The organism is Alcaligenes sp. SJTW-7, assembly GCF_047716895.1.
GTDB classification, from domain to species: domain Bacteria; phylum Pseudomonadota; class Gammaproteobacteria; order Burkholderiales; family Burkholderiaceae_B; genus Alcaligenes; species Alcaligenes ammonioxydans.
Genome location: NZ_CP136682.1, coordinates 3,536,330 through 3,550,117, shown reverse-complemented (window position 1 = coordinate 3,550,117; position 13,788 = coordinate 3,536,330). Strand labels below are relative to the sequence as shown.

Here is a 13,788-nt window from a genome sequence, read left to right as displayed (position 1 = left end):
TTAAACAATTTTTCATATTAATAATACCTTTGGATAATGCGGTCAACTCCCCTTTTTGTGGGAGGGTAAGTGGAGACGTAAATGCAGACAGACGACCGCAGCTTGGACGTCAAGATCAGCAATGGCTGGATTATTGATGGCTTGGCCACCCCGCGCTGGCGCGGTGATGTGGGTATTCGGTCGGGGCGTATTGTGGCCCTGGGCGATTTGAGCGCCTGGCATGCCGATCAAGTGGTGGATGCCAGCGGCCATGTGGTGGCCCCCGGATTTATCGACACCCACGGTCATGATGACTTGATGTTCATCGAGCGGCCCGCTCTGGACTGGAAAACCAGTCAGGGCATTACGACGGTGGTGGTTGGCAATTGTGGCGTCAGCGCCTTTCCGGCTCCCTTGCCCGACAATTCGGCGGCTGCCTTGGCCTTGCTGGGCGACTCGCCCTTGTTTAAGGACATGGCGCAGTATGCACAGGCGGTGCGCCAGTTAACGCCCATGATCAATGTGGCAGCCTTGGTCGGCCATGCGAATTTGCGCATGGCTGTCATGCAGGACCCGCTCGCTCAGCCTGACGCCGATGAGCAGCAGGCCATGCAAGCCCTGTTGGCCCAGGCTCTGCAGGATGGGGCGGTGGGCTTTAGTACTGGCTTGGCCTATGAGCCTGGCTGCATGGCCGAACCGGCCGAACTGGAAGGCCTGGCCCGTGTTGCCGCTTCCCAGGGCTCCTTGCATACCAGTCATATTCGCAATGAAGGCGATACGGTGCAGGAGTCGGTAGAAGAAGTGCTGGCGATAGGCCGCCAGACGCAGTGCGCCACCCTGGTGTCGCATCACAAGTGCATGATGCCGGCCAACTGGGGCCGCAGTAGTGAGACCTTGGCCAATATTGATCGAGCGCGCGCCGATGGCGTACAGGCCACCCTCGATATCTACCCCTATTCGGGCAGCTCCACGATCCTGATTCCTGAGCGCGCCCACACCATAGACCAGATTCGTATTACCTGGTCCGAGCCTCACCCGGAATGCAATGGCCTGTATCTGGCCGAGATTGCCGAACAGTGGGGCTGCGACCGTGAAACTGCCGCACGGCGTTTGCTGCCGGCCGGCGCGATTTATTTTGCGATGGACGAGAAAGAAGTCCAGCGTATTTTCAGCCACCCATGTTGCATGGTGGGCTCGGACGGATTGCCTGCGGATGCGCATCCCCACCCTCGGTTGTGGGGCAGTTTTACGCGCATTTTAGGGCGGTACGTACGCGAAGATGGCCTGATGTCCCTGGAGCAGGCGGTCGCCAAAATGACGGCCCTGCCTGCTTCGGTTTTCGGGCTGGAAAACCGCGGCGTGTTGCAAGTCGGCGCCTGGGCGGATCTGGTGGTGTTTAATCCCGAAACGGTGCAAGATTGCGCCACCTGGGAGCAGCCCACCTTACCGTCTCAAGGTGTGCAGACTGTGTTTGTCAATGGTGTACAGGTTCATCCTGTCGCTCCGGAGCAGCGGCCCGGACAGGTGCTTAAACGCGCCTTTGCCGCTCAGGCACAAAGCCTGGATGCGCCGATTATTTCGGTTTAAGCGGCGCATCGGACAAGAAACCAGTTGCCCGGATCTGGGGCCGTCAACCAGGGCAGGGTGATTGCATCACATGCAAAGGCCGGACTTATGAAAAGCCGGCCAGGAAGGATCGTTAAGGAGACGACATGAGTGTCATTCAGCAAGCAATGCCAACGGGCAAGCGCAATGCAGCCATGGTGGTGTTTTTAATTGGCATGGCGATTGCCTTGTACACCCATTTTTACATGCCGGGTGAAAGCTCCCTGTGGGGCTTGACGCCGGTAGTGGTGTTCGCGCTTATCGCCCTGCTGGGTGTGGACATTGTGTTGGCCACGATTGGAGCCATTGTTTTGGGCGCCATCATGACCAGCACGACGCCGATTGCGATGGGTAAACTGCTGGCCGAGTCCCTGGGCTCGTTCATTGCGGTGGTGGGTTTGATTATTGTGCTGGGCGCCGGGGTTGGCGAGGTCGCCGCCCGTACGGGTGCCGCTGAGCAATTGGTGCGAGCCATTGTGAAGCGTATCGGCTTGTCCAATCCGGTGCGTGTGCGTTTGGGCATCATGGTGGCGTCCACCCTGATCTGTGGCGCTCTGGGCACGTTGGCGGGCGGTAACGCCATTATCGCTGCGGTGGTGATCCCGATTGCCGCGGCCGTGCGTCTGTCTCCCCCCGCCGTGGCTGCCTTGTTCCAAAGCGCCGGCTCCGCAGGTCTGGTGCTGGGCCCATTCACTCCTAATGTGGTGACGGTAACGGGTCTGACCGGTTTGAGCTACACCGACTATTTGCTGGTGGCCGGCCTGCCGATGGCGGCGGCAACCTTGCTGACGGGCTGGTTCATGTCCGGCCGCATCCAGAAAATCACCAAAGACCAGTTCCAGTACGAAGAAGCCTCGCAAGGCCAGGCGGCTTTTGATGTGAATGCCAAGGCGTCGCCTAAAGCGGTACGTGCAGCCTGGGCTTTCTGCATCACGATTGTGGGTCTGGCGGCGGTGGGTATTGCCTCCAAGGCCGGCTTTGCGTACGCCATTATTGTGATGGTGTCCCTGGGAGCGGCAACCGGTCTGGCCGGCGGCATGAACCCACGCGAGATTTTGCAGGCCATGTATGCCGGGGCGGGCAAGCTGATCTGGATTTTCTTCTTGTTCTGGCTGTTCAATCCCGTGCTGGTGCTGGTGGATCAGCTCAATGCCTATCACGCCTTGCTCGATTCGGTACAACCGTATCTGGTCGGCATCAGTGGCGCGGTACTGTGCATGTTGATTGTGGCCTTTAACGTGGTGGGCCATATTCCGGGAGCCGCCGTCGCACAGATGACCTTTACCGCCAAGATTTTTGGCCCCCTCCTGGCAGCAGCAGGCGTGGGTCCTGCCGCAACGGCCGCCGTCATTCTGGGTAGCTCGCAAATTGACTGGTTCGGTCCCTTTCCTTCTTCGGATATGTTCGGCCAGATGGGGCTGGCGCGTTCCACTCAGCTTAAATACATGTTGTATAACGGCTGGGCGGTGATGATCGTCAACTTGTTGATGTTCGCCGGTCTATTCCTGATTTTGGTCTGAGTGCGGAAGGAGAGTGTGTATGTTTGCCTTGGGAAGCGCGTTGTTGGATGCGCCACGGGTTCGTGAGCGTCTGCAAGAAAGACTGGAGCCTGTGCTGGCCCAGGAAGCCGCCCGCATTTCGATGGCGGTCTACGCGACCGACGGTACCTCCTTGTTTGAGTGGCATGCGCAGCGCGTCATGCCCTCGGCCAGCTTGATCAAGACGCCCATGCTGCTGTGTCTGCTGGAACAGGTTGCCCAGGGCAGATTGTCGCTGGATACGGTCTATCCCTTGCCCGAGGGAGACCGTACGCCAGGCACCGGTATTTTGAGCCAGTTGCCTGGCGTGACCAGCCTGAGCTTGCGTGAGCTGGCCCTGCTGATGATCATTTTGAGCGACAACGTCGCCACCAATGCGCTGATCGACTTGCTGGGCATGGCTAACATCAACGCCTGGTGCGCGCAGGCTGGCCTGCAGCAGACCCAGTTGCAGCGTCACATGATGGACATGAAGGCGCGGGAGGCTGGTAAAGACAACTGGACTACCGCCCAGGATGCCTGCTCGACCTTGCTCTACCTGCTTGGCTCGCCTGCTTTGCCGGAAAGCCTGCGTCAGCAGGGTCTGGACATGCTGGCTGACCAGCGTGAACGAGGACATTTTGCGGCAATTTTGCCTTCCATCGCTCAACTGGCTCACAAGACCGGCTCTTTGCCCGGCTTGCGCCACGATGCCGGAATCTTGACCATGGGTGAGCGCAGTGTGGTGCTGGCGGTGATGGCCGATGGCTTTACGGACGGGCGCACCAGCACGTCTCTTTACGGGGGGCAGGGGGCGGGGGTGTTGTCCCGTCTGGCCTTGGAAACTGCTCGCGCCTTGCAGTACTGAGCCGGGCTGAAAGGATAAAAGTATGTCTACGACACGTGTGGCCCTGGTTCAGCTAGATAGTGGCCGCGACCGCCAGACCAATCTGGATCAGCTGGAGCATTGGGTGCTGGCCGCCGCCAGGGACGGGGCAAAACTCATTGTGACCCCCGAGTACAGCGATGTACGCGGCGATACGCCATGGCTGCAGCAAAACGCCACGCCTATCCCAGGCTTGGTAACCGAGCATATGGCCAGCCTGGCGCGGAGCACCGGTGCCTGGATTCATCTGGGTTCCATGCATGAGCGCCGTCCGGACGATCCTCGCCTGGGCAATACCAGTGTGACTTTCTCGCCCGATGGACAGATCGTGGCTCAGTATCGCAAAGTGCATTTATACGATGCGGTGGTCAACGGCCTGGAATACCGCGAGTCCGACGATTTTTGTCCTGGTGAGGAGGTTCAGAATGTGCAGGTCGGGGAACTGAACCTGGGTCTGAGCATTTGCTATGACATGCGCTTTGCCGAGCTCTTTCGTACCTTGCGGGCCCGGGGCGCGAATGTCCTGGTGGTGCCGGCTGCCTTTAATGTGCATACCGGCCGCGACCATTGGGAAGTGCTGTTGCGTGCCCGTGCCATTGAGAACCAATGCTATGTGCTGGCCGCCGCCCAAATTGGGGGGCCTGGTCCTGCCCTGCCCTGTCTGGGTCGCAGTATGATTATTGACCCTTGGGGGACGGTACTGGCCTGCATGCCGGATCATCCTGGCTATATCTGTGCCGATCTGGACCCCGCTCGTGTGCAGCGCATGCGCGAATCACTGCCGGCCTGGCAGCACCGCCGGGGTGATCTGTATCCTATTCCCTCTTGATTGTGTGCTGAAACCGACCGGAGCCCGTCATGACTGTTCCTGCTGCTTTTGAGTTTTACCCGGGCACTGTCCCCTTGCTGATCTCCATGCCGCATTCGGGCACCTACGTGCCCTCGGATTTGCTGACGCGTTTCACGGAATCGGCTCGTCAGGTGCCTGATACGGACTGGCATATTCCCCGCCTTTATGAATGCGCGCGCACATTGGGGGCTTCGGTTCTGGCAGCGACCTATTCACGCTTTGTCGTGGACCAGAACCGCCCGCCGGACAATAGCAGCCTGTATCCGGGTCAAAGTGTCACCGGCCTATGTCCAGTGGACATGTTTGACGATGCGCCCATTTATCAGCCCGGCCAGGAGCCGGACGAGCGAGAGGTTGCCCAGCGGCGCGAAACCATCTGGTTGCCTTATCACCAGAAACTGGAAGAAGAGCTCACCCGCCTGCTGGCGCTGCATGGTCGTGTGGTCCTATGGGATGCGCACTCGATTCGTTCGGTAGTGCCGCGTTTTTTTGAAGGCCGCCTGCCCGATCTGAATTTTGGCACCGCCAATGGTCAGAGCTGTGATCCTGCCTTGAGCGAACGTCTGATGAAAACGGCCTTGGCCAACCAGGACTACAGCAGCGTGTTGAATGGCCGTTTCAAAGGTGGCTACATTACTCGCCATTACGGACGTCCTGAACAGAACATCCATGCGGTCCAACTGGAAATGGCGCAGTGCTGTTATATGCAAGAGCAATGGCCTTTTGCCTACAACGAAGAGGCGGCCGGTCGGATCCAGCCCCTGATCGAGGCTTTGCTGCGCGACGCGCTGGCCTTTGCCACGCAAGCGTAAACGCCTTGTCGGCCCCGGCACAGACTGTCCGGGGCGCTACACTATCGCCTTGGCCACGGTGGCCGTAGAGCGATTCATCCATGTCCGACTTTTCCCCCCCCCTGTTCGAGAAGCTGTGCTGTCCCTTGGATGGCTTGCCGCTCACATTTGAATCACCCAGCTGGCGTTGCGCCTCGGGTCATTGCTTTGACACCGCCAGTCAGGGCTATATCAATCTCCTGCCGGTACAGAACAAGCGTTCTCGCGATCCGGGCGATAGCAAGGAAATGGTAGCGGCACGCCGTCGCTATCTGGAGTCGGGGGTGTATGAACCTATTGCCGCCGGTGTGTGGCGTGCCTTGATGGATGGTCTGGAAGGGGAGGCTCCTTATGCCTGTCTGGATGCGGGCTGTGGTGAAGGCTATTACCCGCGTTACTTGCGTCAGCAGGATCAAGATGGGCAGTTGGCCCTGATTGGTCTGGATATTTCCAAATGGGCCGTTATGGCGGCGGCACGCAGCTCCTCGGACATCCGTTGGCTGGTGGGCAGCAATGCGCAACTGCCAGTGCCCGATGGTGCCTTGGATGCGGTCTTATGCCTGTTTGGGTTTGCAGTGCCCGAGGAATTTTGGCGGGCTTTAAAGCCAGGTGGCATCTGGGTTCAGGTTGAGGCCGGGCCGGAGCATCTGCTGGAGCTGCGTCGCATTATTTATCCGACGCTGAAAGCCGATAAGGAAGAGAATCTGGTGCCCCCGACCGGCTTTAGCCTGGAAACCACCGAACGCGTCCGTGCCCAGATCCGGCTCGACTCACAGGAACAGATTGCAGACCTGCTGTTGATGACACCTCACCTGTTTCGAGCCAGTGCCCAGGGGCGGGAACAAGCGCGTCAATTGACGAGCCTGCCCGTTCAGCTGGATGTGCGTATCAAGGTGCTGCGCCGTCTTTAAGCGCTCTGCTTGTCTGTTTCGTCTACGCCAGGATCGCACAGCTCGACGCGGTTGCGACCATTGCGCTTGGCTTTATACAGGGCTTCGTCCGCCAGTTTCAGGACGGTACTGTGGTCGCGGGCGTGAATCGGCCAGTGGGCCAGCCCGATTGAAATGGTGATGGGCGAGCCCGCAGGACTGCTAGTCTCGCTGATCAGAATGCGCAAGCGCTCGGCCAGTTGCAACGCCTGATCGATATCCTGATCGGGCAGGAAAATACAGAACTCCTCACCGCCGACCCGGCAGATCAGATCCGTGTCGCGGGTGCAGGCCCGCATGGTGTCGGCCAGAAAGCTCAATACCAGATCGCCGACATCGTGGCCGTAGGTATCGTTGACCCGTTTGAAGTGGTCAATATCCACGGTCAGTACGGAAAAGGGGGTGTCCATTTCCTTCCATTGCTGCAGCACCGTCGTCATGCCGCGCCGGTTGTTCAGACCGGTCAGGGGGTCGGTATTGCGTTCCACATTCATGACGCCCATCTTGCGGTTGACACGTTTCAAACCCAGCAGCATGGCCAGCTTGATCTGGCGGGACTCAAAGTACCAGGCGTGAACCTGGGCAATACGGGAGCTGGCATTGGCCGAATCCAGGTGTGGAGCCTGCCGGGCCAGCTGACGCAGGGGTTTGGCGATCAGCATGGCCAGCATCCAGATCAGAATCTGTACGGCCAGAAAAAAGGGAATGGAGTTGCGCAATACTTTTCCCAGCAAGACGGTCAACTCGTCCAGAACGACTTTTGTGGGGCTTTGTACCACCACCCCCCATTTCACATCGCTGCTGGGGGCGAAACCGGCCAGCATGTCCACGCCCTTGATGTTGCGCAAGGACAAGGCGTCACTTTCGCCCTGGCTGACGGCATCAATGGCCGGGTTGCCGTGTATGACTTCGCCAATACGCGCGACATCCCGGTGGAAAATCAGGCGTTTGTGTTGATCAACCACATAGATGTAGGAGCCATCACGGTAAAAATGTTCACCTAGCAGGGTATTGAGGCTATTGGGCTCGTGCAGATAAATAGAGCCGCCCACCAGACCTTTGTAGTTTCCCTGGGCGTCAAAAAGAGGGTGGGACAGAAAAATCAGCAAGCGCCCCGTTGCGGACAGATAGGGCGGGCTGACGACGGGTTTACGCGTTTTCAAGGCCAGTTGAGTGCCTTCGCCGCGCAAGGTTGTGCCCAACAAGCTGAGCTTTTCAGGAGCATTGGCCAGGACCCGTCCCTCGGCATCGAGAATCAGCACCGAGTTAAAACTGTTGTTTTGTTCTTTCAGCCGTTGTACTTCGTCGATCAGTAATTGTTCGTCGATATACCTGGATCGCTCGAGCACGCCAGCGCTATAGCTCAGTTGCTGCAACAGGTTGGCGATAAATGCATCTGTACTGCTGGCCAGTTTCAGCGCGTAGGCGCGGTTTTTTTCCAGAGCTTGCTCGATCAGCAAGGAACGTTCCGCTGAGTAGGCCCCATACAAGGTGTAGCCCATGGTCAGCAGACTGCTGGCAGTAGCCAGCAAGAGAATCAGCCGGCGCAGATCAACAAAAAACATGAGGAAGGGCGAGTGCTCGAAATAAAGGGAGGAAAGGGGGCACAAGACAGGCGGGAGGCACCTAAATGATTATACGTAAAGAATGTTTCCGGGTTTGTGTAGGTGTGTCGGAAGGCCACAGGGGGGACGTCACGCGGGGCAGGGGGTGGCGCCAGCGTGTAAGATGTGAAATGGTCTAGACCCATAGACAATTACCCGATGTGTTTTGCTGGCTGGGTGAATTGGGTGGTATCGGCCGGCACTTTTCCATGGAGATCCCGATATGAAAAGCGTAGATAGTTTTAAAGCTTTGCACCAGTTGGATGTCGGCGGGCAGTCCTACGACTACTATCGGTTGGATGCGGTTCGTGGAGATGGTCTGGATGTTGCCAGTCTGCCTTATGGCCTGAAGATCCTGCTGGAAAACTTGCTGCGCACCGAAGATGGTGGGGATGTGACGGCCGATGACATTCGCGCCCTGGCGGCCTGGGACCCGGCGGCCGAGCCTGACCGCGAAATTGCTTTTACCCCCGCTCGCGTCGTGTTGCAGGATTTTACGGGCGTGCCTGCCGTGGTGGATTTGGCTGCCATGCGCGAAGCGATGCAGGCATTGGGCGGCGACCCGCAAAAAATCAATCCTCTGGCGCCAGTAGAGCTGGTGATTGACCATTCGGTGATCGTGGACGATTTTGGCAAGCCCAGCTCGTTTGAACGCAACGTGCAGATTGAGTACGAACGCAATATGGAGCGTTATCAGTTTCTGCGCTGGGGCCAAAGCGCGTTTAACAATTTCAAGGTCGTTCCCCCCGGTACGGGGATTGTGCATCAGGTCAACCTGGAGCATCTGGCCCGTGTGGTCTTTACACGCGACGAGCAAGGCCGTCAGCTGGCCTATCCCGATACCTGTGTCGGTACGGACTCGCACACGCCCATGGTGAACGGTTTGGGCGTGGTGGCCTGGGGGGTAGGCGGGATTGAGGCTGAAGCGGCCATGTTGGGTCAGCCTATTTCCATGCTGATCCCGCGTGTCGTTGGCTTTAAGCTGACCGGTCAAATGCCCGAAGGCACAACGGCCACGGATCTGGTGCTGACCATCACCGACATGCTGCGCCAGCACGGCGTAGTCGGCAAGTTTGTCGAGTTCTATGGCCCAGGCGTCAGTGCCGTGCCTTTGGCCAATCGTGCCACCATCGGCAATATGAGCCCCGAATACGGCTCCACCATCTCCATGTTCCCGATTGACGAGGAAACACTGCGTTATATGGAGCTGACCGGACGTAGCAAAGAGCAGATCGAGCTGGTGCGTGCCTATGCGCAGGCTCAGGGGCTGTGGCACGACCCCGAGCACGAGCCACGTTATTCCGAACGTCTGGAGCTGGACCTGTCCACGGTGGTGCCCTCGATCGCCGGACCTAAGCGTCCCCAGGACCGTATCGCACTGTCGTCCTCCAAACCGGCCTTCCGTACTGCGGTGCGTGATTTGCTGGGCGATGATGTCGCCACCTACGACGAGGCCGTCGAAGAGAGCTTTCCTGCCTCGGACGTGCCCTCGCATAAACCGCCAGCACCCCGGAAAGCGGCGGTGGAGTTCACGCTGGCCGATGGCAGCCCATGCACGCTGGATCATGGCTCGGTCGTTATTGCTGCGATTACTTCATGTACCAACACCTCTAACCCCAGCGTCATGATGGCGGCGGGGCTGCTGGCCAAGAAGGCCGTGGAAAAGGGCCTGAGCCGCAAGCCTTGGGTGAAAACCAGTCTGGCTCCGGGATCGCGCGTGGTCACGGATTACTACCAGCGTGCAGGTCTGACCCCTTATCTGGACAAGCTGGGCTTTGATCTGGTTGGCTACGGTTGCACCACATGTATCGGTAACTCCGGTCCCTTGATTCCGGAAGTCAGCCAGGCCATTAATCAGAACGATCTGGCGGTGGTGTCCACGCTGTCCGGCAATCGTAACTTCGAAGGGCGCATTCACCCCGAAGTGAAAATGAACTACCTGATGTCGCCCCCGCTGGTGGTGGCTTATGCCCTGGCCGGCACCATGGATATCGACCTGTACCACGAACCGTTGGGGCAGGGCAGCGATGGTCAGGACGTCTATCTGAAAGACATCTGGCCTTCCGCGGCGGAAGTACAGGAGGTGATTGGCAAAGCCATTGCCTCCGAGATGTACCGTGACGGCTACGCGGATGTATTTGCCGGTGATGAGCGCTGGCGCTCCCTGCCTACGCCCAAAGGGGATCGTTTCGAGTGGCAGGACGATTCCACCTACGTGCGAAAACCGCCTTATTTCATTGACCTGAAGCGTGAGCCCAGCCCTGTGGCGGACATACGGGGGGCCCGCGTACTGGCCAAGCTGGGCGATTCGGTGACGACAGACCATATCAGCCCTGCCGGTTCCATTGCCCGCACGTCGCCGGCTGCCACTTACTTGATGGACCACGGTGTCAAACCCCAGGATTTCAACTCCTATGGCTCTCGTCGCGGCAACCATGAGGTCATGATTCGCGGCACGTTTGCCAATGTGCGTTTGCGTAATCAACTGGCACCTGGCACAGAAGGCGGTTATACGCGCGACTTTACGCAGGACGGCGCGCCGGTAGCCACGATTTACGATGCCTCGCGTCATTACCTCAATGCCGGTGTTCCGCTGGTGATTCTGGCAGGCAAGGAATACGGCTCGGGTTCTTCTCGTGACTGGGCGGCCAAGGGCACCGTGCTTTTGGGCGTGCGTGCGGTGATTGCCGAATCCTACGAGCGCATTCACCGCAGTAACCTGTTGGGGATGGGGGTGATGCCCTTGCAGTTCCTGGCTGGTCAAAATGCTGCCACGCTGGGTCTGACCGGGGATGAGGTGTTTGATATTGAAGGCATCACGGCGCTGAACCAGGACCGCATTCCGGAAAAAGTCACTGTGCGGGCCGGTGATATCGAGTTCGAGGCGCTGGTTCGAATCGATACGCCCAGCGAAGCGCATTACTACCGTCATGGGGGTATCATGCAATACGTTTTGCGAGGCTTGCTAAAGGCATAAGCGCTGCGGCAGGCCAGAGCGTGTTGTGCGCCAGCAGGTGCGCCAGTGACTTGAGGGGACTGGCGCACTGGTGGATGAGAGGGCCGGCATGTCTGCCGGTTTTTTTGCTTGGATAAAGAAAAAATGACACATACCCAGGAAGCTTCTTGGTCTGAGTTACTGTCGGGCCGCAATGGCTTGCGCTCCTTGGCCCTGGCCGGAGGGGTGGCTGTTCATGCCATTAACGTATACGTGGCCACCACCATTCTTCCTTCGGTCGTGGAGGATATTGGCGGGCTGGAGTACTACGCCTGGAATACCACGTTGTTTGTGGTGGCCTCGATTCTGGGCTCGGCCCTGTCACCGCAGGTTCTGGAGAAGTGGGGCCTGCGACACAGCTTTCTGATGTCGCTGTTGTTTTTTGCCATTGGCACGACCTTGTGCGCGGCAGCGCCCTCCATGCTGTTTTTGCTGTTTGCCCGCACGATTCAGGGTTTAGGGGGCGGCTTGCTGCTGGGTCTGAGCTATTCCTCCATCCGGCTGGTGTTTGAGGAGCGGCTCTGGCCGCGTGTCATGGCCCTGGTCTCCAGCATGTGGGGGGTGGCTACCCTGTCGGGCCCGGCCATTGGCGGCGTTTTTGCCCAGATGGGACAGTGGCGTCTGGCCTTCTGGAGTGTCTTGCCCTGTGCGGCCTTGCTGGCGGTGCTGGTCTGGACACAGCTGCGCGATGCGCGGGCTCCAGAATCACGACAATCAGGCTCGACCCTGGGCAAGGTATTGTTGTTGACGGCTTCGGTGCTGGTAATGTCGGCGGGCAGCTTGTCCACCTCCTGGGTGATCAATCTGGCCGGTGTGGCGGGCGGTACTGCCTTGGTTTACGGGATGGCACGCTCAGACCGTCAATCTACCAGTCGTCTGTTTCCCCAAGGCACCTATTCGATTCGTACTGCTTTGGGCAGTCTCTATGCCGGTATTGGTCTGGTCAGCGTGGCCGTAGCGACCGAAATCTTCATTCCGTATTTCTTGCAGATCATTCACCACATGAGTCCCCTGAAGGCGGGCTATCTGACCGCCTTGATGTCAGGGGGGTGGACCTTGGGGTCGATTGCCAGCTCCAGCCGTGGGCTGGAAACCGGCGACAGACTGATTATTGTCGGGCCGGTGCTCTCGGGCCTGTCCCTGGCTGCTTTGGGAGTCCTCATCCCATGGGTGGGCTTGAGTGAGGGGACAGACTATTCCTGGGCCCTGTATCTGGCTTTGCTGGGCGTGGGGGTAGGGATTGGGCTGGCCTGGCCGCACTTGTTGACGCGGGTTTTTCATTCGGCCCCCAAGGGGCAGGAGAATATCGCCTCGGCCGCCATTACCACCTTGCAGTTGTACACGATGGCATTGGGGGCGGCCTTGGCAGGGATAATTACCACGGCAACCGGGTTTGTGGACCCTGGCGGCATGCAGGGCGCGCGTCAGTCGGCACAGGCTTTGCTGTGGTTGTTTGCCCTGGCGCCCCTTTTAGCTGCCTTTCTGTCCGGACCGGCGCGCCGTGTGCGTCCTGGCGCTTAGTCCTGGACGGTGCTTTTGGGCAGGCGAAACAGTTCCGGGTCTGGGCCAAGACGGCCATCGGGCCGGTCCAGACTGGCGATATCGGCCATATCCTGTTCGCTTAGCTCGAAGCTGAAGATGTCCATATTGGCGCGCTGACGCTCGGGGGAGTTGGACTTGGTAATCACCATATTGCCCAGTTGAGTCTGCCAGCGCAGCATGACTTGAGCCACGGAACGGCCATGCTGCTTGGCAATCTTGTTCAGCACCGGGTTGTCCCACAGCGTGCCCAGCCCCAGGGGGCTCCAGGCTTGAGTCTGAATGGCATGATCTTCATGATAGTGGCGCGATTCAGCCTGCTGGAAACCGGGGTGCAGTTCGATCTGGTTCAATACGGGCAGAACGCCGGTCTTGTCCAGCAGGGTTTGCAGGTGCTGCGGCAGAAAATTGCATACCCCAATCGATTTCACACGGCCCTCGTTGCGCAGATTGATCAGCGTCTCCCAGGTCTGGATGTACTGGCGGTTTTTGGGCACGGGCCAGTGAATCAGGTACAGATCTACATAATCGAGCTGCAGCTTGTCCATGCTTTCCTCAAAGCCTGCACGGGTATTGTCGTGGCCATGCATGTCATTCCACAGCTTGGTGGTCACAAACAGCTCTTCGCGGGGCACCTTGGACTGGCGAATCCCTTGGCCGACTTCGGCTTCGTTGCCGTAAATGGCGGCAGTATCGATCAGGCGGTAGCCCGCTTCGATGCCACTGCACACCACATCGGCCGTTTGCTCGGCAGGTACCTGCCAGACGCCCAGGCCCAGTTGCGGGGCGCGGTTACCATCATGGAAGGTGATTGTTGGGGGGGTAGTCGACATGGGTCTCTCCTCGGTTGAGTGCACGGCAAAACAGCCTGGATACGACTGATGAAACCACCGCGCATTGGGAACAATCGGGTTCTAGAGTACAAGCGCTGACTCTGTAAAAGTCCTTAAAAGGACCGGAATCCGCATGGGGTGGACACGCGAGGCTTGTACGCAGGCAGGAAATTAGCTTATTGTTTTTTGTCCTGCGGCGATTATAGAGGCGTCGACTGGTT

Annotated in this window: 10 protein-coding genes; 8 read left to right on the top strand and 2 right to left on the bottom strand. The window is 58.7% G+C overall.

Translation table 11 applies throughout. From position 1 onward, the window contains the following. Positions 1–81: 81 nt before the first annotated feature. The 6 genes from RSQ48_RS16090 (at position 82) to RSQ48_RS16065 (ending at position 6,578) form a co-directional block, all read left to right on the top strand. On the top strand, positions 82–1,566 hold the full coding sequence (locus RSQ48_RS16090) for an N-acyl-D-amino-acid deacylase family protein (RefSeq protein WP_131071049.1): 1,485 nt from the start codon (positions 82–84) through the stop codon (positions 1,564–1,566). Between the two features lie 125 nt (positions 1,567–1,691). Further along, complete coding sequence (locus RSQ48_RS16085) at positions 1,692–3,104, top strand: hypothetical protein (RefSeq protein WP_003805653.1); 1,413 nt, start codon at positions 1,692–1,694, stop codon at positions 3,102–3,104. 19 nt (positions 3,105–3,123) lie between these two features. Then, the gene (locus RSQ48_RS16080; protein ID WP_415301987.1) at positions 3,124–3,969 is read left to right on the top strand and encodes a serine hydrolase; all 846 of its coding nucleotides are present in this window, start codon (positions 3,124–3,126) and stop codon (positions 3,967–3,969) included. A 22-nt stretch (positions 3,970–3,991) separates the two neighbouring features. Further along, positions 3,992–4,816 carry a carbon-nitrogen hydrolase family protein gene (locus tag RSQ48_RS16075; protein WP_415301986.1) on the top strand — a complete coding sequence of 275 codons (825 nt, stop codon included), beginning with the start codon at positions 3,992–3,994 and terminating at the stop codon, positions 4,814–4,816. Between the two features lie 29 nt (positions 4,817–4,845). Next, positions 4,846–5,649 carry an N-formylglutamate deformylase gene (hutG, locus tag RSQ48_RS16070; RefSeq protein ID WP_059318122.1) on the top strand — a complete coding sequence of 268 codons (804 nt, stop codon included), beginning with the start codon at positions 4,846–4,848 and terminating at the stop codon, positions 5,647–5,649. A gap of 80 nt (positions 5,650–5,729) precedes the next feature. Then, complete coding sequence (locus RSQ48_RS16065; protein WP_301606078.1) at positions 5,730–6,578, top strand: putative RNA methyltransferase; 849 nt, start codon at positions 5,730–5,732, stop codon at positions 6,576–6,578. Here the strand turns inward: RSQ48_RS16065 and RSQ48_RS16060 are convergent. Further along, complete coding sequence (locus RSQ48_RS16060; RefSeq protein ID WP_165477533.1) at positions 6,575–8,161, bottom strand: sensor domain-containing diguanylate cyclase; 1,587 nt, start codon at positions 8,159–8,161, stop codon at positions 6,575–6,577. The genes RSQ48_RS16065 and RSQ48_RS16060 overlap by 4 nt on opposite strands. A 262-nt stretch (positions 8,162–8,423) precedes the next feature. Between RSQ48_RS16060 and acnA the strand changes: the two genes are divergently transcribed. Further along, entirely contained in the window at positions 8,424–11,177 is a 2,754-nt protein-coding gene (acnA, locus tag RSQ48_RS16055) for an aconitate hydratase AcnA (RefSeq protein WP_131071047.1), read from the top strand. A gap of 123 nt (positions 11,178–11,300) precedes the next feature. After that, on the top strand, positions 11,301–12,716 hold the full coding sequence (locus RSQ48_RS16050; protein WP_415301985.1) for an MFS transporter: 1,416 nt from the start codon (positions 11,301–11,303) through the stop codon (positions 12,714–12,716). Here the strand turns inward: RSQ48_RS16050 and RSQ48_RS16045 are convergent. Beyond that, entirely contained in the window at positions 12,713–13,567 is an 855-nt protein-coding gene (locus RSQ48_RS16045) for an aldo/keto reductase (protein WP_415301984.1), read from the bottom strand. The genes RSQ48_RS16050 and RSQ48_RS16045 overlap by 4 nt on opposite strands. Positions 13,568–13,788: the final 221 nt, after the last annotated feature.